Source organism: Tolypothrix campylonemoides VB511288_2, assembly GCF_045999855.1.
GTDB lineage: Bacteria > Cyanobacteriota > Cyanobacteriia > Cyanobacteriales > Nostocaceae > Scytonema > Scytonema bouteillei_A.
Map to the genome: position 1 here is coordinate 166,574 of NZ_JBFPMW010000011.1, position 22,474 is coordinate 189,047.

Sequence of the window (22,474 nt, forward strand, 5' to 3'; positions counted from 1 at the left end):
GAGGATGACTACTGGCAATGAAGCGTGGGTAGCTGCAGATTGCTTTGTGGGACCGGGAGTTAAAATTGGGTCTAATGCTGTGATTGGTGCTCGTAGCAGTGTTTTTAGCGACATACCTCCCGCACAAGTTTGTTGGGGAACTCCCTGTGTCCCACGTTATGAAAGAAAATGTGAGTTAACCTCGTAAAAATAACTGCGTAATATAATAAGTCCTGCCAATTTTCCAAACGCCGACCCCAGTCTCTTTAAAAATGGGACGTAGGATATTCTCCCGGTGTCCGGGGCTTTTCATCCAACCATCCACCGCCACTGGTACGGGTCGGGGAATATTTGTGCTTTTAAATAAATTTTCACCAACCACCCAGTAAATAATTCCTCCCGATCGCGCTCTTTGGGAAAGGGTGCTACCATCAGATCCAGTATGGCTAAAAAAGTTTTTCTCGGCCATTTGCCGACTGTACCTTCGGGCTACTTCTGCTAGCTTTTCATTGTTTTGCAAAGGTTTTAAGCCATATTTAAGGCGAACTTGATTAATATCTTGCCTAACAGCTGCCTCAATATTGGCTGTTGCGGAAGTTTGGGCAAGAACAGCAGGTTTTTGAGGTTTGCCAGATGGTACTTCAATTTTGGGCAGAGGAGGTAAATACTCTACAGCTTCCTCACACCCGGCGATTAAAAATGCAAGTGTTATTCCTATAACCGGGATTATTGGTGCGATCGCACTTCTGTACTTAGATTTTATATGAAATTTCAACATACGCCTTAGCTACTTTTACCCTTTTTTCTTACATCATTATTTTTCATTTTATTAACTAGTTTTGGATATTTAGCTTCTACCATTTCTAGAACTTCTTTCTCTTGCTTTTTATTAGCTTTACCAATTAAAGTATTAAAAATTTAAAATGAAACTTCACCTTTTTTTATTCTTTTATCCCTTTCTAGTGCTTGATACAGCTTCCAAGCAGTATCAAAATCAGGAGTAAATTTTAGTAATAGATTTAAAGTCAATGAATTATGTGCAACATTTTGTTTACACATTAGCTCGTGTACGTATATTGCTTTATTAAAAGCTTCTTTATTTGTCCTATCAATTTTATATAAATCTTCTTCATGAGAATTTTGTTTTGGAATTACGATTGAGTCAAAGTCTGGTATCCAAAGCACAATAGTGCTATCAACAGACAATGAGGACGGCATATTTTTCTTCTGAAAAATTTTTATCCAAAAATGTCTGTAGCTTGTAAAGATCGAGCTTGCTTAATTACTGAGTATAGAAAAATACTAGTTTTCCAGACATTTAGTTTAAAATATTTACGACAAAAGCCTAACCTAACTGACTCTGCTTCGCAGCATATGTTTTTCTACAATTCTCTTTGTGGATATTACTGAAGAATTGAATTTAACTTGATAACTTTCTCAACTGTAGATAGTTTACAATTAAGCCGTTTTAACTGTTCGAGAGTAGAAAATGCGATCGCTCTGTTTAAAGTGAAGAGAAAAACAAGCGATCGCAATTTAGCAGCTAGGTAAACAATTGCTTCTTATCTCATTTTCTCGTATATCGATGCTTAACTCCAATAGGAAAATACTCAGGGTCGCCTAATGGTGCTAAAGCGACTTGTGGTATCTGGTATTCTGAAGGTACATAGTTAGCAAATTCACTATTGAGACGTTTTAGCTGTTCGAGAATAGAAGATGCGATCGCTTGTGTTTTATCCTCACTTTCTTCTATACCTGGTGCTAATTCCACCACTACAGATAAGTAGCGATTTTTATCTGCATCTTCCTTCACCTGCAACACAAACTTACCTGTCACCCATTCTCTAATGACTGGTTGCTCGAGTCCTACAGTGACATTTTCTGGATATATATTCGCTCCAAAATAAGAAACCGTAAAGTTAGAGCGTCCAAAGATATACACAAACGGTAGCGAACGAATTCCTCTTCCACCATTTGTTTGCAATTCTGTAACTGGATCGAAGCCCCATTTTGCTAAAAACTCAAGCATAGCATTGTAAGGAACTATACCTCCATTATCCAATATATTATAACGCACGAGAGGGATGCCGTTGTTTCCTGAAAATAACAACGCCCCATCTTTCACTTCAAAAAAGCGACTGATGGGGTCGTATTGTACGAGTGTAGGTAAACGAGATTCACCAAATAAAGCACGCGCTGCTTCTGGATTGTTTGATAAAAAGCGGCGAATACAAATACTTAAAGGTGTCTCATTCCCCAACACCCCTGCATCAGCCGTACCGTAGAGAGACGCCGAATCGTAACAGAAATTCCGGGAACCGAGGCGATCGCCAACTAAACTGCGCCATTCCTCACTAAACACCTCTCCCGCCATCACCAACTTTACCTGATACCTCTGCCACTCAATCCCACGAGCTATACCAGTATCAATAACATCTTTTAAAAAGGGTGGATATCCCAACAAAACAACTTGCTCAAAAGCCGAACCCAATTCCCGCACAACTCGAAAAATTTCTTCTTTATTATTACCAGGAGTTACCACAGTAATGGGATAACCTTTGCTTGCAAGATATCGGCAGCAATTAGCTGTAAACATACCACCAACCCAGGTTCCTAGAGTGAAACAAATAACAGCGAGAGTGGATTTTGTATCGGCGGCAAAACTATCATGAAATACCTGCTCAAAACGCGTTGCAATTTGCATTTCATCTGAGAAAAACCGAGGCCAAAATGTAGGTTTCCCTGTAGAACCAGAGGAGACAGCGATCGTATCGCATGTTTCTAACTGTCCGTGACGGCATAAGTTCGCTAAAGAGTAATGCTGCAAGTAATTTTGTTTTGTCAGTTCTGGAAGCCGTTGGAAATCATCTGTAGTTTGGTACTCATCAGGATTGATTGCGTGTTGTGCCAAGAAATCTTTGTAAGCAGGGACATTACCAGCCACATCGTGAAATAATGCTATGGCTGCTGCGGAAGCATCCGTATTGATATGTTGCTGTAGGAGTGAGTCTAATGGTGTAGTTAAAAACTCTTGAAATGCTGCAATCGCACGTTGCTGTTGTTCTACCTTCATTTCCAACACTCCCCCGGTTTTTGTATAGCTACAGATTGAATGGTTCAACCATTACAATAGAAGCACATTTCGCAAATTTAGTCGCATTTTGTATGACAACCGTTATCTCCAGACCCTCACTCTTACCTAGCAGTATCCAAGTGGAAAAGGTGGATAACTTCCACATCTTTACATTTAATGATGAACTGCAAGCACGGATGGAAAAACTTTTAGAACGTAAAAAAGCTGATTTACTGACTCCTGAAGAAGTCATTGAACTTGAGGAAATTGGAGAGAGGGACAGGATTTTCACTCATATAAATGCGATGTTGGTAGCTCAGGGATGACCGTTGATGATGTTAGCAGAGAGTTTGTGCGAAGACGAGCAAATTATCTGTGTGAGTATTGCCACTCTCTCGAGCGTATTTGCACAACAAGGTTTACAGTTCTTAAGTGCGGAGGCGGTAGGCGAATAACGGGGGAAACCCCTGCAACGCACTGGCTCGTCTTTGCGGTTCATTACAGATAGGTAAACTTGAGGCGAGAAGGGAATAATATGCGTAAATGGAGCTAACCGCCTTGTAGCCATTCATAAAAATCTTTGATTCATCCTTCAGCACCATGCACGTCTATTGCAGCAAAAATCACGCCAATAAAGAGGGAAACCGCTTTTGCACCCAGTGCGGAGAACCATTGCCTCTTGCACCAGAGCAGGTTGTGGACAATCGATATCGAATTATACGTCATTTAGGGCAGGGTGGTTTTGGGCGTACCTATGTAGCTGAGGATTTAAAGCAGTCTCCACAACAGTGCGTGCTGAAGGAATTTGCTCCTCAAGTTGAAGAAAAGCAAGATTTACAGAAAGCAAAAGAGCTTTTTGAAAGAGAAGCGAGTGTTTTGAAACAACTACAGCATCCCCAGATTCCACGTTTTCACGAATCGCTACAAGTAAAGTTGGGTAACAAAGATTTTTTCTTGCTAGTGCAAGATTATGTAGAAGGTGACAATTATTGGGATCTCTTACAAGAGCGTAACGAACAGGGGCAAAGCTTTAGTGAAGAAGAAGTCGTCAAACTGCTGCAACAACTGCTACCTGTACTATCTTACATTCATTCTCGCAATGTGATTCACCGAGATATCTCTCCTGATAATTTGATTTTACGGCGTACCGATCGCATGCCAGTGCTGATTGATTTTGGTGGTGTCAAACAATTACCAGCGTCTAAAGGTTTTTGGTTTACTCAACTCAGTGGTAATCACACTATTTTAGGGAAAAAAGGATATGCGCCAGAAGAACAGTTACGTCAAGGTAAAGCATTTCCTTGTAGTGACTTATACTCATTAGCGGTGACTGCTCTCGTATTATTAACAGGAAAAGAACCGCAGCAACTTTACGATACTTATGAAGGGAATTGGCGTTGGGGAACAGACATTCAAGTCAGTCCCAAACTAGAAGCAGTGTTAAAAATAATGCTAGCCTACAAACCGAGCGATCGCTACCAAAAAGCGGATGAAGTTCTGAAGAACCTACAACTCTACGCTCCAGCCAAACCAACAAGCACCCATCAAACGACCAAAATCAAAACAATGGTTGTTGCGCCGGGACGAAAACCCATCAGGACTCTTGTTACTAACTTTCATAACAGAACTCAAGCAATTGCCCAAACACTTCCTTTACCTGCTTGGCTTCGCCCCTTTGCTATCAGCCTTGTAGGGACAAGTGTTGTTCTTTTAACATTTGCGGGAACTTGGGCGCTCGTCAATGCGGTGATTGCTGCGGTATCATCTATTACTATACCAAGCATTTCTTTACCAAAATTACCAGATGGTTCCAAACCAGCTAGCAATCCCTCAAGTAACAACGAAGGAAATCGGATAAACGCGATCGTGAGTCGTCGCCAACAGCTTGGAATTTCAGACGCCTATTTTACACCAACAATAGATAAAATTTTTTATACCAAACACCCTGAAGCACGAGGACGTGCTCTGACAAACCAGCCAGAAGACGCTGCTTTAAGAAATAACTGGTATCGTATTGCCGAAGACTTGCTAGATAAGTTAGAAAGGGCAGAACTAAGCACCAGCGCTAGAAACAAACTAGGAAAGTACACCGGTACAGATTATCAAAATTGGAGGAGACAAGCAGAATCAGGACAATTAGGAGACTACAGTATCGAACAACTAACCACAGACACAAATAAAAAGTTTGATAGATTATTTCCAGGGTTGCGCCGGGGTCAGGAGAAACTTGAAACTCAAACATACGGTCAAATTTGGTATGCCATAGCTGCGGATAGAGTGAGTAAACTAGAATCTGCAAACTAAGAGAGGTTAGTGGTTAGTTGTTACTCGTTAGTGGTTTCCCTCTACTAACCACTGACAACTAATCGCTAACAACTAACCACCAACGTTATTATGGTTTATTGCTCCAAAGGACATGAAAATCCCATAGCTAGCCGCTTTTGTCTTCATTGCGGCGAAAAATTGGATAGCCAGGGAAATTTTGCTGGTATTCAACCGGGACAGACTTTGGGCGATCGATATCTTATCGTGCGTCAAATTGGTAAAGGAGGATTTGGGCGCACGTATTTAGCTGAGGACAGTAATCGTTTTAATGAGCTTTGTGTTTTAAAAGAATTTTCGCCTCAAGTTCAAACACCATATGTTTTACAAAAAGCGGAAGAACTCTTTCAACGGGAAGCTACTGTTCTCTATAAGTTACAACATCCGCAGATACCCCGGTTTCGAGAATTATTCCGCAATAAAATACACGGTAAAGAATATTTATTTCTCGTACAAGATTACGTAGAAGGGCTAACTTATAGCTCTCTATTAGAAGCTAAAAAACAACAAGGGGTGGGATTTTCAGAAGCAGAAACGCGTTTGCTGTTAGAGCAAATTTTGCCAGTTCTACAATACATTCATTCTATAGGAGTTATTCACCGCGATATTTCTCCTGATAATTTAATGCTGCGCCAGATTGACCAATTGCCAGTTTTAATTGACTTTGGTGGTGTCAAACAAGTGGCTGCAACTGTTGAATCACAGTATTATCAATCAGGTGCTGTAGTATCCCCTGTCCCTCCCACGCTTCTGGGTAAAGCTGGGTATTCGCCTCCAGAACAGATGCAGACAGGTTTAGTTGAACCTCACAGCGATTTGTACGCTTTAGCAGCAACAATTCTCGTTTTACTAACAGGCAAACAACCACAAGAATTAATTGATACACAAAGTCTAACTTGGCAGTGGCGGTTGTTCGCGAACATCACCCCTTCTTTTGGGATGATTTTGGATAAAATGCTGTCACCAACACCAGGACTCCGTTTCCAAAGTGCAACTCAAGTCCTTCAAGCACTTAACCCAATCCCAGTTGTTGCGCCACCACCTCCTCCCCTACCAATACCACCACAACGCACGGAACAAACCCTAGCCGTATCTCCGCCATCCCCACCCTCTCCCCCTCCCCCTATCTCCCCCTCTCCCCCTCTTCCTTTATCTCCCTCTCCCTCCACCAGCTGGTGGACGCCAGCGAAAATAATAGTCATAGCAGCAGTATTAACCATTACTGCTGGTGTAGGTTTTTGGGGAGTTACTCAGTTAATCAACTCTTCTTCCGATGAAATTTTGTCATCAAACGACCCCAAGTTACCCCCAGAAGAACGACAGCGTAAAGCAAGACTTGAGGAACGCCGACAACAGTTGGGGATCGATGTCAAATTTTTAAATGATGTTGTCAATCAATTGTTTTGGGAAAAAAACCCGAATTTACGCAACCGCGCTCTGACAGATTCTCCTAATGATTTACAATTAAGAGCAGATTGGGACGCAATTGCTGATGACACTCTATCCAAAATCTCTGTCTTGAGTTCTGGTTCTCGCAGACAGTTGGGTAGTTTTACCTCCGCCGATCGCGATCGCTGGAAAGTGGAAGTCAATAAAGTTAATGTTGGCAGCCGTTCTTTATTTGATTTGGGAGATGCTGTTTTCTTTAAGTACTTTCCACAACAACGGGGTAAGAATTTTATTAATCAACCGATTGGGCAAGTATGGCATGGATTTGTAACTGATAAACTCAACGCTATCCTCGCAGGAAGTGCTTTCAGAAAAATTTCATTTGAAACAGGAGCTACAAGTACCACACGCAAGGGAACTTTAAAACCGGGTGAAGGTCAAGTTTTTATAGCCGACCTTCGGAAAGAGCAGCTGATGGAAGTCAGACTGAGCGCAAGTCTCAAAATTTTGCTTTCTGTCTACTCACCTAGTGGCAAACTGAAAATTTTAGAAGATTCACAAAAACGGAATTTATCTCTCAAACTTACCGAAAGCGGATTTTATGAATTTGTTGTTGTCTCTACAGCCTCAAGAGACGCTTTAGATTACGCTCTAACCATTACTGCAACTACAGAAGATCCCATCCCACCTCCAACTCCAACGCCCACAGAAACACCTACACCTACAGAAACACCTACACCCATAGAGACACCTACAGAAACACCTACACCTATAGAGACACCTACAGAAACACCTACACCCATAGAGACACCTACACCCGCACCTGATGAATCAAATATATAAATCCCAAAATAAAATTTTATAACAAATAACTATACACAAAATTACTTTAAGTATGCCACAATGGCCGTTCTGTGCATAACTGCACAGCAGCCTCTTAAGTACAATAGCTAACTTGAAAGTAGCGAAGTGTGTATTTAATGCCAGGGGTTCATTTTTTGTAGTCTTCTGTGTTTTAAGGGTTAAAAATTGGAAATGCAATCTTACCCGGTGGGGGACACACCTTTGGTTCCAGTTGGCAGACACTGCATTTTAGAGCTTTATGACTGTCCAACACACCTACTTAACAATCCTGTTTTTATTAAACAGGCTCTTGAGGAAGCAGCTAAAGTGGCAAAGTCTACTTTGCTTTCTGAGGTGACTCACCATTTCGAGCCTTATGGAGTCACTGGTCTAGCACTTTTAGCTGAGTCTCACATCTCAATACATACTTGGCCGGAATATGGCTATATAGCTGTGGATATTTTTACCTGCGGCGAATATGCCGAACCGGAGAAAGCTTGCAAATACTTAGTGCAAGCTTTCCAAGCTAGCAGTCATACCCTCTTAACGCTTCCCAGAGGGAAGTTATCGCCTGAAATTCAAAAACGACTTGAGGAGAGTTTGGTTCTTCAAGTTGCCGAGTGTTAGGCATATCAGTAAATAGTACACCGTTATCAGTAAACAGTACACAGTCTTCACTGATAACTGATAACTGATGACCGATAACTATCAAGGAGTAGAGAGGGTTATTGTATGTCAGGTAGCAGTGTGGGTGCAGATTTTTGGATGAGCGGTCCTTCATTTCCACTGTTTACCAAGGAATACTTTGAGAAAGTCCGTCGGGTACTCTCCCCTAAAGGATTTTTTGTTATTCAAGCAGGTCCGGTGTCGCCAGGTGAATTAACCCTCCACGCCCGCCTAGTGCAGACTTTGAAAGAGGTTTTTCCCAACGTTCAGTCATACAGTAGCTATACCTCTACGAGTCTTCTGGTGAAGGTATTCCCAGGCTCTGCTTGAGAAAAAGCTGATAAGCTGCAAGTGCTATTTTAGAACAAGTTCATCAAGAGAACATCCAAAATGCCCTGCACCTCGAATGAATTGAGAGCTAGCGATATGATTATCAAACGAACTATAGACTACTTTATCAAAGAATAGTGAACCTTTATAAATATTTGTCAACAAGAATTTTAAACCAGAGAGTAAAAACTCTGGAAGAGAGTTATTACCAAATTTAATAGACTCAACAACGGGTGAGATTGCTTTAAAATGACCCGGATCGTTGAAGACAAGGCATAAGCTACTAAATATTAAATATTCTTCGTTGCTGTGGTTGATTCCCAGCCAGGATGTTGTCTGTCTTTCTGCAATGTACTTTAATGTTTGTGCTGCTGCTACAAATTGTTGAACTTTAAGAATTAATTCATCTGCAGTTAACAGATCGCAATTTAACCAGGATATATAGCTGAGCCACGTGTTGTTAAATTTAATTGCACTTAGGGAGAAGTTAGCTTGTAGCTGTTGAAAGAAACACATAATTTCAGCTTCTGATAAAACGGGACAAGTATTCCCGTTTTCGGGAAAAACCTGAGCTAAACTGAGTGTTTCTTGAGGACAATGTAGGGTTGCGATCGCATGAGAAAACCAAGCTCCTAAATTGTTTGGCGTCTCTTCATTCACTAGTTGTTTTATGAGAATTTTATCTCGTTCAGTTGTCGAATTTGTAATAAAGAGGAAGCCTTTTGGGCTTAAAGTGTTAATGATATGGTTTTCATAATCTTGAAATGTTTTTAAGTGATAGATTTTCATAATCCTGTCTCCTTCATTTTTCCTTTAGCTGCGTAAGTCAACCCTTTTAAAATGAGCCTGAAATTATAAAAAAGCCATGCAAAAGTTGTTTAAGGTCAGCCGTGATAAACAATCGTGACTGGTTCGCGGTTGCGCTTTAGCAATAAACCACGATCGAGAACGGAATCTCGAAGATTGAATTTTTTTACACAAGCTGGTTTTTTTCTTGCCGACCTACTTTAAGTACTTTTGCTTAGTTTGGTGCTGTTCAGTTTTTAAGCTAAAGGAAAAATGTGAGGAACTTGTGAGTGACTCCTCTTACGTAACCGAGCTAATCAAAGTCTGTAAGTAAATTTGGATTGCGGTAATGTTCAAAAAGTCGAGCGATCTGAGCTGGTGTGACGCGCCCAAGAGAAAGTTCTGGAATACCATCTTCCGGGAAAAAATCAACTGCTTCCGTTTCAATACTTGGTAATGCAGAACCGCCGATAAGTTCGCACAGAAAAAATAGCTTGTAGACGTAACAGGGATGCGGTGGATGACCCTGTTTGTTTCTGTCATAAACGGCTAACAATTTAACAACACGGGTAAGATAACCTGATTCTTCACGAATTTCTTTGACGACTGCTTCGCTTGGCGATTCTCCAACATCAGCCCATCCGCCAGGTAATGTCCAAAGACCGTCTTCACGTTCTTTAACTAACAATATTTGATTGTCGCGAAATACAGATCCACGCACGTCAACCTTGGGAGTTGCATAACCAACTTCACGCGTAAATAAATCAAGAATGTAGGGATGTTCGACGTTTGAATGAGTTGCGGCAATTTCAGCTGCAATGACCTGTATTGATTTAAATCGTTCGATGTCGTAAGGATTTTGAGAATAGGTCAAACCAATTTGAGCGATCGCTTGCAATTTTTGCGCCCATTCAAGCCATTTCATAATTTTTTGTTATTAGTTAGTAGTTACTAGTTAGTAGTTAGTAGTATTTCTACTATCCACTAACCACTAACTACTAACGACTAACCATTATCACATTTTACGCTTCATCTAAGGCAGCGATACCGGGTAGTACCTTACCTTCAAGCAACTCCAAGCTAGCGCCCCCACCAGTGGAGATGTGGCTCATTTGGTCGGCTAAACCAACTTTTTCCACAGCCGCTACGGAATCACCACCGCCAATAATGGTAATAGCGCCTGTTTTACCGATCTCGGCAAGAGTCTGGGCAACGGCCTCAGTACCAACAGCAAACTTATCAAATTCAAACACACCCATTGGACCATTCCAAATGACCGTTTTGCAATCAGCAAGGGCATCTTGGAAGAGTTTGACAGAGTCGGGACCAATATCCAATCCCATCCAACCATCGGGTATATTTTCCACACTTACGGTTTGTGAGTTGGCATCAGCAGCGAATTTATCTGCAACGACCACATCAGTAGGAAGCAAGAAAGCTACGCCCTTTTCCTTTGCCTTAGCTTCCAAAGACTTAGCTAGTTCTAGCTTGTCTTCTTCTACCAAAGATTTACCGACACTTAAACCACGAGCTTTAAAGAAAGTGAATATCATACCACCACCGAGGATCAGCTTGTCACACTTCTCCAAGAGGGCTTCAATTACACCAATCTTGCTGGAAACTTTAGAACCACCGATAATAGCTACCAAAGGACGTTGGGGATTCTCGATCGCATTTTGCAGGTACTGCAATTCTTTTTCAATCAAATAACCAGCAACAGAGGGGGATAGGTAATTTGTAACACCTTCAGTAGAAGCATGGGCGCGGTGTGCGGTACCAAAAGCATCATTAACGTACAAATCTGCATTTGCAGCTAATTTTTTGGCAAATTCCGGGTCATTTTGTTCCTCCTCCTTGTAAAAACGGACGTTTTCTAGTAAGAGAACTTGACCGTTTTGCAATGCTGCGACCTTAGCGGTAACATCATCGCCGATGGAGTCATCGGTTTTTACAACTTCTTGCCCCAATAACTCAGAGAGGCGCTTGGCAACTGGAGTTAGGCGAAGTTTATCATCGACACCCTTTGGTCGTCCAAAATGACTTGTTAGAATTACCTTAGCTCCCTTCTGTGTCAAATCCTGAATGGTTGGTAGAGCTGCCCGAATGCGCGTATCATCTGTGATGTTACCGGCATCATCTAGAGGTACGTTAAAGTCAACTCGCACTAGGGCGCGTTTACCGGACAAGTCTGCTGCGGACAAATTTGCCAAAGATTTCTTTGACACGTTACGAACCTCCTGATTGCCTTTTTGATATGTTTTGATAAGTAGACCCATCCAGATTTTACCGACTCAGGGGGGCGGAGGTGAATCCAAATGTTCAAAACTGTTTTATTTCCAATTGACCAAAGCAGGGAAGCACGAGAAGCAGCCGATGTGGTTGTGAATATTGTGCAAAAATATGGTAGTAGCTTGGTGCTGCTGAGTGTAGTTGAAGAAGTTGCAGATTCTACTGGAAGTGTAATGACATCTCCAGAGACAGTAGCCCAACTACTGGAAAATGCCAAATCCTTGTTTTCCCAACAAGGAATTCGAGCTGAAACTCTTGAACGGCAAGGAAAACCTGCTTTTACTATCTGCGATGTTGCAGATGAGGTAGGAGCAGATTTAATCATCATGGGCTGTCGCGGATTGGGATTAACAGACGAGGGGTCACAGGATAGCGTGACAACTCGCGTCATTAATCTTTCCCCGTGTCCCGTGTTGATAGTGCCGTAGCAGTGACTAGTGACCAAGGTAAATTTTTCTTGGTTGAGAGGGGCGCATCTACCTTACTGTAAACGCTTGGCTAGACTTTCCAACAAGAGAGACTGTGCTGAATTGATAAAAAAGTGGTCACCTGGAAGCATCTTTAATGAGAAAGCAGAATTTGTTTGTTCTCGCCATGCTTCCAGTTCCTCATAATTAGCTTCTGTATCTTCCAATCCACCAAAAGTTGTTATGGGACAGTTAAGCGGTGGCTCATAACTATAAACATAGGTTTCCAAAACGGCAAAATCTGCTCGTACAATAGGGACTAGTAGTTCCATCAATTCGGCATTTTCCAGTACGGCTTTAGGAGTCCCATTGAGGCGGCGTAATTCTTCTTTGAATTCAGAATCGCATAAAGTGTGGATCGGAGGCTTTGTGTCAGGAATTTGAGGAGCGCGACGACCAGAAACAAACAGCTGTACTGGTTCTAAAGTATTCTTTTTTCTAAGAAAACGGGCTAGCTCAAAGCTGACGAGGGCACCCATACTGTGACCAAAAAAGGCAAATGGTTTGTCTAAATGCGGTTTAATTGCTAGAGCTAAAGCCTCAATTAAAGGTTCGAGTCGAGTGAATGGAGCCAACTTCATTTGCATTCCCCGTCCGGGAAGTTCCACAGCGCAAACTTCTACAGTTGAAGGTAGACTGTCTGACCATTGGCGAAAAATTAGAGAGCTACCACCAGCGTAGGGAAAGCAAAATAAACGCATGGTGGCTTGCGAATTTGGTTGGAAGAATTTTACCCAGGAGTTAAAAACTGATGTGGAGGTCATGGGATCGGATCGTGTTATATTTCCATTGTACGGAAAAATTTGGTAATCATTAAAACACTAGCGATCGCTACACCCAAGCCAACGATAAACACTCCCCGATAGCCAATTGCCTCAGCAAGAACACCACTGATAGATGCAGCACCAATACTACCTAGAGACCCAACTGAACTTTGAACAGTGTAATCGGTACCAGGAGTTTCTAACCTGCTTTTATCCATCATTATAGTGAACGTAGCAGTGTTCATGATGCCAATACTGAAAAAAGCAGTGCTAGCTACTAAATAGAGAACAGGTATACTGGTGATGCCAAACGCTGGAAGTAAGTAAGCCATCATGGTAAAAGCCCATAGCGAGCTAAATACAATCAGCGATCGCTTTCTTCCCAAGGGAGCAATGAAAAAACCTGCAAGAATCCCACCAATTATGCCAACAGAAGTCCCAACAATTCCTAACAGCCAGCCAATATCTGATAAGGACAGCCCAACATCTACTAATAAAGGACGAAACATAGTTATTGCCATGCTGCTACCTCCTGAATACAGTAGTAAAATAAGTAGCCAGTACCTTATGCCAGGACGGCTACAGAAGCTAGTGAATGTTTTGAGGTAAGAAATGGCAGCAGAAGATTTAACAGATGTTACATTGTCAACAAATGACACAGAGGATGTTACGGGTGACCGATCTGTGGGGCTTTCAAATACATCACCTACTACATACGCAACCAAACCCGTTGTTGCTACTTTCTCCCGATGTAAAAAGACTGGTATCAGTGCTAAGACAGTAATGAGTGCCAAGGTGAGTAGACTGGAAGCCCACCCCCATTGATTGAGCAATATTAACATTCCTCCTCCTCCAATGATTGAACCAAGAGAAGCACCTACACTTTGCACCGCGTTTCCTAGACCTCGCTCCTCTGGCTTTAATAAGCCTACAGCAAGGGCATCAGTAGCAATGTCTTGACTGGCACAACATAAACACATGAAAGCCATACAAAGGAGCAGGGCAATAAAATTGCGTTCCACATTTACCCAAGCACATATTGCTGTAGTACACGCAACAAGAAGTTGAAAACAGATGATCCAGAAGCGATAGTGTCCCCAGCGAGTGAAACCATAGCGATCGATTAGGGGAGACCAAAGAAATTTCAATGTGATGGGGAGAGCAAGCAGTGGGATGATGCTGATTGCTTGTAAAGAAAGCCCCTTCTGACGTAAAAATACTGGTAGTGCTTGATAAAGAAACCAAAATGGCATGAACTGCGACACATACAAACTACCAAGCAACCCAAGTTTTAAAAAACTTTTCATGTTTGTTAAGAGAGATAAAGTATTGCAAAAGCGCTAACATTTTTCTCAAACAAGGATTGGAATTACAATTGCACAGCAATAGAGCCAATTACGGTAAATGGTTCGCCAGGGTAAATTCCATTAACTCTGCTAAAAGGTGAACCAGTAATGTAGTCAATGTTGAAAAGGTTTTTGAAGTTTAGGGCAACTCGCCAATTGTCTCTTCGGTAAAAAATGGCGGCATTAGTTAAGAAGTAGCTACCTAAACGAAAAGTATTTTCTAAGTCTCCTTCGCGGTTTCCAACATAATTGAATCCCACACCGAAGCCTAAACCTTGCAGATTCCCACGTTGTATTTGATAGGTCGTCCAAAGGCTAGCACTATGTTTGGGAATTCCCGAGAACCTGTTACCAATAATCGAACTATTGTTATCTTTTGTAACTTCAGCATCAGTATATGCGTAAGAGGCAATAATGTTCCAACCAGGGGAAATTTCCCCACTAATATCAAGTTCAATGCCTTGGCTTTGTTGTTCACCCGTTGCTATTGAACCAAAGCCAAGAGCGTTTGGATCTGTTGTAGCAACGTTCTGTTTGGTAATGTCAAAGTAGGCTAAGGTCGCAGAAAGACTACCTTGCAATAATTCAGCTTTGACTCCAACTTCATATCCCTCACCGCGTTCAGGTTCAAGGGGATCGCCATTACTTGTGAAATCATCAGTGTTGGGAATAAAAGATTTTGAGTAACTAGCATACAAAGAAACCTGTTGAATTGGTTGATAAACAATCCCCAGCCGTGGTGTCCAAGCATTAGCATTTTGAGTGGGATCGTCACCGGTCGGACTGAAAAGCCCAACCTCGTTTGTAACTTTTTGGTCAAAGGTTTCATAGCGCAAACCCGCCAGTAACTTCAGATTGTCAAGTAATGCAATCTGATCTTGTAAATAAACACCTAATCTGCTTGTCTCAGATTTTCTATCTAACGCCAGATTTACTAAAGCAGGTCTGGAACTATTTCTGTAAACTGGATTGAAAACATTAATGGGTGATGGATTAAAGAAATCCGCTCTAATAATGTCACTAGAGTTGTTTCGATTTAAATCAACACCAAATAACAGGGTGTGTTTGACCGAACCAGTAGCAAACTTGCCTACTATATTTGTCTGTAATGAGTAATCTTTAGAATCAAAATCATCAAAAGCAAAAATCCTGTTTAGGATACCTGTTGTTGCATCAAATGTAAATGGAACTGTTAGCTTATCAGAAAAAACTTCTTGGTTAATATATCGAAAGGCATTGCGTATTGTCCAATTGTCACTAAAACGATGTTCTAGAGTGTAGCCAGTATTTAAGAAATTCCGCTCAATATAGTCGTCTGGCTCATTAAAAATGCGCGAGCGAGGAGTTTCTATTACCCCTCTACCAAAAGCAAGCAGACCATTGTCCGATGGTCTCTCACTGTCTGAATACTGCAACTCAAAGGTTATATTTGTGCGATCGCTAATATTCCAAGTCAAAACTGGCGAAACAAAGAATCGCTTAAATTCTTGGTCGAAATCTCGAAAACCATCACTATTAAGATACAACGCATTCAGTCGGTAGAGCAGGTTATTATTTCTAGTTAACGGACCGGAAATGTCAATCCGAGGTCGAAGCAAACCAAAATTTCCAGCCTGAAATTCAGCTTCATAAAAAGGCTCTGACAATGGTTTTTTAGTCACAGCATTAATCACACCGCCCGGTTGTATCTCACCGTATAAAATCGAAGCTGGTCCTTTGAGTACTTCGACTCGCTCTAAATTTGCTGTTTCTGGAGTTGATGGAAAGCCGTATTGTCTGAAACCATCTATTAAGACAGGCGCTCCCTCAAAACCACGAATACTGTAGCGAGTTTCTGTAGTTGTATCAAAACCACCGGAAACAACGCCACTAACGTTACGTAGTGCCTCATCAAGTTGAATCACTTGTTGGTCTTCAATGACTCGTCTAGGAACAATTTGAATCGATTGGGGAATGTCCCGGATAGGAGTATCAGTTCTAGTGGCAGTGGTAGCATCAAGTACGTTATATCTATCTTGCTTACCTGTAACCAACAATTCGATCAATTCATCAGTTGTAGATGATGGCTTTTTTGGTTGGATATCGCCGGGAGGCTTTTGTGGTTCAGGTTGCTGAGTTTCAGATGGTTGCGGTGACTGTGCTATAGATCCCGTTGGCATCAATCCAAAAATCAAACCTTCATTGCTGTCAAATAACTCAACTTGTGGTATTTCCTTCTCACCTATCACCACTACTCGAATAGTACTAGCATCTTGATTGCTGACCTTGATTTCAGTAATTCCTGCAATAGGTTTCTCCGACTGGAATTGGAATTCATCCCCACTAGGTAGGCGTAATTGAGCATTGGGAATATCAACGATCAAACTATTTCCAGAACTGCGGTTCTGTACTTGTAACTGTTGTCCTTTAGAAGTCTCTAAAATCACCTCTAAACCTTTTTTCGTAGGGACTGCCCGCACTGCCGTCACTAACACGACTGCTTCTGATGAAGCCGCCTGGGTGAGCTTTAATGGTTGCAATAACATTTGTGCGTTTTTAATTGGAAGCAGTACCTCGCTCAATTGCTGAATCTTCCGAGTAGGTTCAACTTTTTGTGCTTTGAAGGGATCAAATGTTTGTTTGGAACCACCACTAGTTTTAGTTGACGTTAAGGATTGCCGCACATTGGTTTTTGATAACTTTTCACCTTTTGCAGGAATTACTATCAATACAACAAACACGCCTGTGAGCAACAGGCTTTGAACGAATTGCTCTTGTTTCATTATTTTCCTCACACTCCATCGCACCATTGTATTTTTAGCTAATGACACGATAGTTTTTCAAATTATTGAAAGTTATTTGCAGCTATTTTACAAGTCGAATGATGGGATTGTAAACAAAATTTACAAAATTAATGCCTGATAAAATAATGATTATCACAAAAACTGGATTTACTATCAAAACTCAGTTAGTATCTAAAATGCTCTGCAACGTCAATTTTGTTAAAATCTATACCTCATAATTAGAGGTTTTTATAAGTATTGTTTTTTTCATAAAGCTTAAACTATTTTCATAAAATTACTTTTGGCTACAATTAAATTCAACATACTTACAAATAACGCTCGATTTTCTACTATTACGTAATTAAGATCTATCAAAAGGAAGAAAAAATTATTTTATGTATTTATTTAATGAATTTATAATCTACTTATAAGTTTTATATATCAATTTTCTATTGCTAAATGCTATAGATTCCTATTAGAGTAAGTAAGCAGTAATTGAAAATAACTTGCAATACGGATGCGATAAGATTTCCACTTCTGCTCTTGCAATTGCTTGTTACTGATTGGAAAGCAGCGTGGAAAATTTCTAATTTGAATGAATTTAGGGCGTCGAAAAAGTACTTTGTTTCAAAACGAGTTCAAAGTAACATTTCTATAGCGTCTTTTTGTTCCAAAGCGGCAAATAATGTTCAAAAAAATCGAAAATTCAGGGGAAGGCGAATCCAAAACAACCTCACGTTCCACTTTACCGAGAGTCAGTTTTGGGTCTACAAGAAAGAGTGTAAAAACTATTCAAGACTGGCTGCGCTCGCAACTAGCCTCCTTACTAGAAATTGCTCCCCAAGACATTAACCTTGAGAAACGCTTTATTGACTGTGGACTTGATTCAGTAAGAGCAACTGGTTTGATTAACAACTTAGCGACTGAGTTAGGGTGTCAGTTGTCTCCCACTCTAATTTGGGAGTATCCAAATATTACAGCCTTAGCCAGTTATGTTGCGGAGGCTCAGGATAACCAGTTATTAGTTAGTACAAATAGCCAGAAATTTAAGAATTTACCGCCTGAACCTATTGCAATTATCGGTATTGCCTGTCGCTTTCCAAGTGCTAATAACACCGATGTCTTTTGGCAATTACTTAAGAATGGAGTGGATGCTGTAAATGAGGTACCAACTGAGCGATGGGACAAGGATGTTTTGTACGGCCCTAACTTAACCACTCCAGGCAAAATGAACACGCGTTGGGGTGGCTTTCTGGACGAAATAGATAAGTTCGATCCTCAGTTCTTCGGTATTTCCCCAAAGGAAACAGTGCAAATAGATCCCCAACAACGTCTCATGCTAAAACTGTCTTGGGAAGCCTTAGAAGATGCTGACCAACCTGTTGAAATCCTAAAAGGGAGCAAGACTGGTGTTTTTATTGGAGCTATGTGGACTGACTACGCAAATTTGGTAAGGCAGACAGGAAACATTGCTCAGCACACGGCTACTGGTCAAGATTTGAGTATTATCGCCAATCGCATCTCCTATATTTTTGGTTTCGCTGGACCGAGTATGACAGTGAATACCGCTTGTTCATCCTCTTTAGTTGCTGTCCACTTGGCTTGTCAAAGTTTGCGAGTTGGAGAATCGACTCTTGCACTGGCTGGGGGTGTTAACTTGATGATTAACCCCGATAGCACTTTGGTCATGTCCAAGTTTGGGGGCTTATCTCCTGAAGGTCGATGTAAAACTTTTGATGCCAATGCTGATGGCTATGTTCGAGGCGAGGGAGCAGGTCTGGTCGTACTTAAGCCCCTCTCCCTAGCGCTGGCTGCAGGCGATCGCATTTACTGTGTTATTAGAGGTAGTACAGTTAACAATGATGGCTTCAGCAATGGGTTGACCGCTCCTAACCCCAAAGCTCAAGAAGCCTTGTTGCGGGAGGCTTACGAACAAGCTGGGATCAATCCCAATCAAGTCCATTATGTTGAAGTTCATGGTACTGGGACAAAACTGGGAGACCCAATCGAGGCTAAAGCTTTGGGGGCAGTGCTAAGTTGCGATCGCACCGCAGAGCGTCCATTGATTTTAGGCTCTGTTAAAACCAACATTGGACACTTAGAAGCAGCTGCTGGCATTGCTGGGCTTATCAAAGTTGTCCTAGCTATTAAACACCGCCAAATTCCTCCAAGCCTTCATTTTAACCAACCTAATCCGGCAATTCCCTTTGAGGAATTACATCTGCAAGTACAAAAATTTTTAACTACTTGGCCATATTCAAAAGAGCCTGCTTTAGCAGGAGTAAGCGCTTTTAGTTTTGGGGGAACAAATTGCCATGTTGTAGTTCAAGAATTAATGGATGATTTAAGGCAACAAAGTCGCTTTCCTTTACTAGTTCCTTTATCAACAGATACTGAAGAAGCTCTCGATTCTCTCTACCAAGAAGTCAAAGCAAAATTACAAACTCCTGAATTCGAGTTAAAGAAATTAATAGATTTCAATCAGTTGCGCGGTACTCATAAACTGGCAATAGTTGTTGATTCCCACAGCAACCCAAATTGCGTAGAGTTGTATAAAAACTCTCAAATTAAAAATCCCCCCGTAGTCTTTGTGTTTTCGGGACAGGGGTCTCAATGGTTTGGCATGGGCAAAAAATTGCTAAAGACTGAACCCGTATTTCGAGCGACTCTAGAAAAGTGTGACCATCTTATGCAACAGTACGTAGATTGGTCTTTACTTGAAGAAGTCGCTCTCTGGTCTGAAGCAAAATCTCGGCTACACGAAATCGATGTGATGTGGATGACTATTTTTGCCATTGAAGTTGCTTTAGCGTCTTTGTGGAAACACTGGGGTATTGAACCAGATGTTGTTGTCGGTCATAGCATTGGAGAAGTAGCCGCCGCTCATGTAGCTGGTATCCTTAATCTGTCTGATGCAGTGCGGGTTATCTATCATCAAAGCCATAATGCCGCGATGAAGAGTGGTTCTGGAGCAATGGCGCTTGTGTCGCTTCCATGGAACAAAGCAAAAGCAGCGACACTTTTCTATGAAGATAGTGTTTACCCAGCTATCTATAATAGTCCTATTTCGACAGTGTTGTCAGGAAATCAAACGGCACTCGAAGCAGTATTAGACGATCTACGGCGTCATAATATTTTTGGTCGTTTAGTTAAAACAAATATTGCCGTTCATACTCCAGAAATGGAAGTTTTAGAAGGGCCGCTATTGGAAGTCTTTAGGGACATCAAAACTAACCCGGAAGTGGTTCCTATGATTTCAGCCTTGACTGGTACGCAGTTAAATTATCATCAATTTAATGGGTCTTACTGGGCGCGTTCTTTAAAAGAACCAGTACTATTTTCTCAAGCTATAGAATATTTAGTAGCAAAAGGTTTTAATACCTTTTTAGAGGTCAGCCCACATCCGATTCTGGTACCAGCTATTCGACAAACCTTACAACATTATGAAAAAGAAGGCACAGTGCTAGAATCCTTGAGAAGGAATAAAGATGACCGACACGTAATGTTACAATCTCTCGGTCAGCTATATACTCTGGGAAAATCTATTCATTGGCACAATGTTTACAATCAATTTTCCACATTTCACGTTCAAGACACAACAAAAACAGAAGCACTATTTCCACTCTCAGCTCATACGCCAGAGGCTCTACAAGATTTAAGTAAAAGACTATATTTACAAATCAACAAACAGCCAGAAATTTCACTTAATGACCTTTGTTATAGTGTCAGCCGACACAGAAGTCATTTTGACTATAGGTTAGCGGTTATCGCCCAGTCAACCAAAGAGTTACAACAATACTTAAAAGCTGTTGCCGAAGGAAATTCGGATATAACTATCGATGTACGGCAACAGAATGTGTGTGTCACTTTTGTATTTTCCGGTCAAGGTTCACAATGGTGTGCTATGGGAAGGAAATTGCTACTTACAGAACCCGTATTTCAAACTGTATGTGAGCAATGCGATCGCGAATTTGGTCAATATGTAAGCTGGTCGGTGTTGAAGGAGCTACAAAAACCAGAGAATGAGTCTCGCTTAGATGAAACCGCATACGCACAACCAGTAATTTTCACCATTCAAATTGCCTTAGCCGCTTTGTGGCGTTCTTGGGGAATCGTTCCCGAAGCGGTGGTAGGTCACAGCCTAGGAGAAGTGGCAGCAGCATACGTAGCTGATATTCTTTCTCTTTCAGATGCTGTACGGATTGTCTTTCACCGCAGCCGATTGATGCAACAAGCGACTGGCAAGGGGAAAATGGCAGCCATTGGGCTATCGTGTGAAGAAGCATTGGATTTACTGGCAGGATATGAAGAGCGCCTGTCCGTAGCAGCAATTAACAGTCCAAATTCAGTTGTAGTGTCTGGGGATGATGTTGCTATTACCAATCTCGTGCAAGATATAGAACTGCAAGGTCATGTTTTTTGTCGTCTGCTAAATGTCAACTGTGCTTTTCACAGTTTTCAAATGGTTCCTTTTGAAAATGAATTGGTGTCTGTTCTCCAAGGCATTGAACCAAAGGAACCATCAATTCCCATTTTCTCAACTGTGACGGGAAGTTTATATAAAACTGGTGATTTTGATGCTCGCTACTGGGGTCGAAACCTCATAGAGCCAGTACAATTCGCTGCAAGCATCTCAGCGATCGCAAAAGAGGGTTATGACATTTTTCTTGAGATTAGTCCTCATCCAGTTCTTTCCCAATCAATCATTCAGTGCTTACCAAATAAAAAAGTAACTACACTGTCTTCCTTACGCCGGGGTCAAGATGACCGAAGTGTAATGCTGACCTCTCTTAGTAAACTTTATACAATAGGAATAGCAGTAAACTGGTCTCAACTCTATTCAACAGTTGGAGAGTACATTCGTTTAACTTCTTACCCTTGGCAAGAACAACGATATTGGGTTGAGGAAAAAGACCCCTTACACCCTATTGCCAGTTCACACAGCACTGATGGCGTGGATGTCTCGTCTAACACGAATAAAAATACGATATTTGATTTGAGTGACACGCATAATTCCAACTTAGTATTACAATCTGAACCACGACTTCAACAACGCTTAGAACAAATTCCTCAAGGAGATCGCTTAGCCTTCTTAATTGCACATCTTCAAACAGAGGTTGCAAAAATTTTAGGGCTTGACTCCGAACAGCTACCATCTCCAAAAATAGGCTTTTTTGAAATGGGTATGGATTCCTTAATGGTTTCTCAGTTAAGAGAGCAATTAATTACCAATTTAGAATATACTTTGTCCCCAAGTGTGACCTTTAATTATCCAACCATTGAAGCTCTAGCTCAGTATTTGGCCGCAGAAGTGCTTCCTTTAGAATTTGTGGAAAAATCTTCTGAATCATGCAAAAACAATGCTGACGAGTTGGAGATGACGATCGCTAAACTCGAACAGATATCGGAAGAAGAAATAGAAGCATTACTCATCCAGAAATTACAAACTCTTTAAAAG

General features: G+C 41.3%; 17 protein-coding genes and 2 pseudogenes. 10 read left to right on the forward strand and 9 right to left on the reverse strand.

Annotated features, from left to right (window positions below; translation table 11 throughout):
* Nucleotides 1–13: 13 nt before the first annotated feature.
* Nucleotides 14–187: pseudogene (locus tag AB0756_RS28210) on the forward strand (colanic acid biosynthesis acetyltransferase WcaF); the annotation flags it as partial.
* Here the strand turns inward: AB0756_RS28210 and AB0756_RS28215 are convergent.
* On the reverse strand, nt 176–757 hold the full coding sequence (locus AB0756_RS28215; protein ID WP_038082436.1) for a CAP domain-containing protein: 582 nt from the start codon (nt 755–757) through the stop codon (nt 176–178). The pseudogene AB0756_RS28210 and the gene AB0756_RS28215 overlap by 12 nt on opposite strands.
* Nucleotides 758–897: 140 nt before the next feature.
* On the reverse strand, nt 898–1,197 hold the full coding sequence (locus tag AB0756_RS28220) for a hypothetical protein (RefSeq protein WP_038082434.1): 300 nt from the start codon (nt 1,195–1,197) through the stop codon (nt 898–900).
* A gap of 207 nt (nt 1,198–1,404) precedes the next feature.
* Here AB0756_RS28220 and AB0756_RS28225 point away from each other — a divergent pair, with 207 nt between their 5' ends.
* The gene (locus AB0756_RS28225; RefSeq protein ID WP_272899734.1) at nt 1,405–1,530 is read left to right on the forward strand and encodes a hypothetical protein; all 126 of its coding nucleotides are present in this window, start codon (nt 1,405–1,407) and stop codon (nt 1,528–1,530) included.
* Nucleotides 1,531–1,546: 16 nt separating this feature from the next.
* On the opposite strand, the gene AB0756_RS28230 is transcribed toward AB0756_RS28225, so the two are convergent.
* Nucleotides 1,547–3,052 (reverse strand): phenylacetate--CoA ligase family protein, encoded by a 1,506-nt coding sequence (locus AB0756_RS28230; RefSeq protein ID WP_038082433.1) that lies wholly within the window; start codon nt 3,050–3,052, stop codon nt 1,547–1,549.
* Between the two features lie 92 nt (nt 3,053–3,144).
* Between AB0756_RS28230 and AB0756_RS28235 the strand changes: the two genes are divergently transcribed.
* The 6 genes and pseudogenes from AB0756_RS28235 to AB0756_RS28260 all read left to right on the forward strand — a co-directional run.
* Nucleotides 3,145–3,378 (forward strand): hypothetical protein, encoded by a 234-nt coding sequence (locus AB0756_RS28235; protein ID WP_038082470.1) that lies wholly within the window; start codon nt 3,145–3,147, stop codon nt 3,376–3,378.
* A gap of 6 nt (nt 3,379–3,384) precedes the next feature.
* On the forward strand, nt 3,385–3,507 hold the full coding sequence (locus AB0756_RS28240; RefSeq protein WP_272899733.1) for a hypothetical protein: 123 nt from the start codon (nt 3,385–3,387) through the stop codon (nt 3,505–3,507).
* A gap of 145 nt (nt 3,508–3,652) precedes the next feature.
* On the forward strand, nt 3,653–5,356 hold the full coding sequence (locus AB0756_RS28245; protein WP_038082431.1) for a serine/threonine-protein kinase: 1,704 nt from the start codon (nt 3,653–3,655) through the stop codon (nt 5,354–5,356).
* Nucleotides 5,357–5,446: 90 nt separating this feature from the next.
* Nucleotides 5,447–7,606 (forward strand): serine/threonine-protein kinase, encoded by a 2,160-nt coding sequence (locus AB0756_RS28250; RefSeq protein WP_050045669.1) that lies wholly within the window; start codon nt 5,447–5,449, stop codon nt 7,604–7,606.
* Between the two features lie 192 nt (nt 7,607–7,798).
* Nucleotides 7,799–8,233, forward strand: a complete 435-nt coding sequence (gene speD / locus AB0756_RS28255) for an adenosylmethionine decarboxylase (RefSeq protein ID WP_038081850.1) — start codon at nt 7,799–7,801, stop codon at nt 8,231–8,233.
* 141 nt (nt 8,234–8,374) lie between these two features.
* A pseudogene (locus tag AB0756_RS28260) lies at nt 8,375–8,566 on the forward strand (spermidine synthase); the annotation flags it as partial.
* Between the two features lie 60 nt (nt 8,567–8,626).
* On the opposite strand, the gene AB0756_RS28265 reads toward AB0756_RS28260, so the two are convergent.
* The 3 genes from AB0756_RS28265 to AB0756_RS28275 form a co-directional block, all read right to left on the reverse strand.
* Nucleotides 8,627–9,391: a hypothetical protein gene (locus AB0756_RS28265; RefSeq protein WP_038081847.1), complete on the reverse strand. Its 765-nt coding sequence runs from the start codon at nt 9,389–9,391 to the stop codon at nt 8,627–8,629.
* 310 nt (nt 9,392–9,701) lie between these two features.
* Nucleotides 9,702–10,313 (reverse strand): NUDIX hydrolase, encoded by a 612-nt coding sequence (locus AB0756_RS28270; RefSeq protein WP_038081846.1) that lies wholly within the window; start codon nt 10,311–10,313, stop codon nt 9,702–9,704.
* 97 nt (nt 10,314–10,410) lie between these two features.
* Nucleotides 10,411–11,613, reverse strand: a complete 1,203-nt coding sequence (locus AB0756_RS28275) for a phosphoglycerate kinase (protein WP_038081871.1) — start codon at nt 11,611–11,613, stop codon at nt 10,411–10,413.
* 90 nt (nt 11,614–11,703) lie between these two features.
* Here AB0756_RS28275 and AB0756_RS28280 point away from each other — a divergent pair, with 90 nt between their 5' ends.
* Nucleotides 11,704–12,105 (forward strand): universal stress protein, encoded by a 402-nt coding sequence (locus AB0756_RS28280; RefSeq protein ID WP_038081844.1) that lies wholly within the window; start codon nt 11,704–11,706, stop codon nt 12,103–12,105.
* Between the two features lie 53 nt (nt 12,106–12,158).
* On the opposite strand, the gene AB0756_RS28285 is transcribed toward AB0756_RS28280, so the two are convergent.
* The 3 genes from AB0756_RS28285 to AB0756_RS28295 all read right to left on the reverse strand — a co-directional run bounded on the left by AB0756_RS28285 (nt 12,159) and on the right by AB0756_RS28295 (nt 17,016).
* Complete coding sequence (locus tag AB0756_RS28285) at nt 12,159–12,908, reverse strand: thioesterase II family protein (protein WP_038081843.1); 750 nt, start codon at nt 12,906–12,908, stop codon at nt 12,159–12,161.
* Nucleotides 12,909–12,922: 14 nt separating this feature from the next.
* Nucleotides 12,923–14,215, reverse strand: a complete 1,293-nt coding sequence (locus AB0756_RS28290; RefSeq protein WP_038081842.1) for an MFS transporter — start codon at nt 14,213–14,215, stop codon at nt 12,923–12,925.
* Nucleotides 14,216–14,277: 62 nt separating this feature from the next.
* Nucleotides 14,278–17,016 carry a TonB-dependent receptor gene (locus AB0756_RS28295; protein ID WP_038081840.1) on the reverse strand — a complete coding sequence of 913 codons (2,739 nt, stop codon included), beginning with the start codon at nt 17,014–17,016 and terminating at the stop codon, nt 14,278–14,280.
* Between the two features lie 685 nt (nt 17,017–17,701).
* Between AB0756_RS28295 and AB0756_RS28300 the strand changes: the two genes are divergently transcribed.
* Entirely contained in the window at nt 17,702–22,471 is a 4,770-nt protein-coding gene (locus AB0756_RS28300) for a type I polyketide synthase (protein WP_050045667.1), read from the forward strand.
* Nucleotides 22,472–22,474 lie beyond the last annotated feature (3 nt).

Excerpts from the sequence above, each read along its gene's own strand:
- AB0756_RS28215 (WP_038082436.1), bottom strand. The coding sequence starts at position 757 with ATGTTGAAATTTCATATAAAATCTAAGTACAGAAGTGCGATCGCACCA.
- AB0756_RS28220 (WP_038082434.1), bottom strand. The coding sequence starts at position 1,197 with ATGCCGTCCTCATTGTCTGTTGATAGCACTATTGTGCTTTGGATACCA.
- AB0756_RS28230 (WP_038082433.1), bottom strand. The coding sequence starts at position 3,052 with ATGAAGGTAGAACAACAGCAACGTGCGATTGCAGCATTTCAAGAGTTT.
- AB0756_RS28235 (WP_038082470.1), top strand. The coding sequence starts at position 3,145 with ATGACAACCGTTATCTCCAGACCCTCACTCTTACCTAGCAGTATCCAA.
- AB0756_RS28240 (WP_272899733.1), top strand. The coding sequence starts at position 3,385 with ATGATGTTAGCAGAGAGTTTGTGCGAAGACGAGCAAATTATCTGTGTG.
- AB0756_RS28245 (WP_038082431.1), top strand. The coding sequence starts at position 3,653 with ATGCACGTCTATTGCAGCAAAAATCACGCCAATAAAGAGGGAAACCGC.
- AB0756_RS28250 (WP_050045669.1), top strand. The coding sequence starts at position 5,447 with ATGGTTTATTGCTCCAAAGGACATGAAAATCCCATAGCTAGCCGCTTT.
- speD (WP_038081850.1), top strand. The coding sequence starts at position 7,799 with ATGCAATCTTACCCGGTGGGGGACACACCTTTGGTTCCAGTTGGCAGA.
- AB0756_RS28265 (WP_038081847.1), bottom strand. The coding sequence starts at position 9,391 with ATGAAAATCTATCACTTAAAAACATTTCAAGATTATGAAAACCATATC.
- AB0756_RS28270 (WP_038081846.1), bottom strand. The coding sequence starts at position 10,313 with ATGAAATGGCTTGAATGGGCGCAAAAATTGCAAGCGATCGCTCAAATT.
- AB0756_RS28280 (WP_038081844.1), top strand. The coding sequence starts at position 11,704 with ATGTTCAAAACTGTTTTATTTCCAATTGACCAAAGCAGGGAAGCACGA.
- AB0756_RS28285 (WP_038081843.1), bottom strand. The coding sequence starts at position 12,908 with ATGACCTCCACATCAGTTTTTAACTCCTGGGTAAAATTCTTCCAACCA.
- AB0756_RS28290 (WP_038081842.1), bottom strand. The coding sequence starts at position 14,215 with ATGAAAAGTTTTTTAAAACTTGGGTTGCTTGGTAGTTTGTATGTGTCG.
- AB0756_RS28295 (WP_038081840.1), bottom strand. The coding sequence starts at position 17,016 with ATGAAACAAGAGCAATTCGTTCAAAGCCTGTTGCTCACAGGCGTGTTT.
- AB0756_RS28300 (WP_050045667.1), top strand. The coding sequence starts at position 17,702 with ATGTTCAAAAAAATCGAAAATTCAGGGGAAGGCGAATCCAAAACAACC.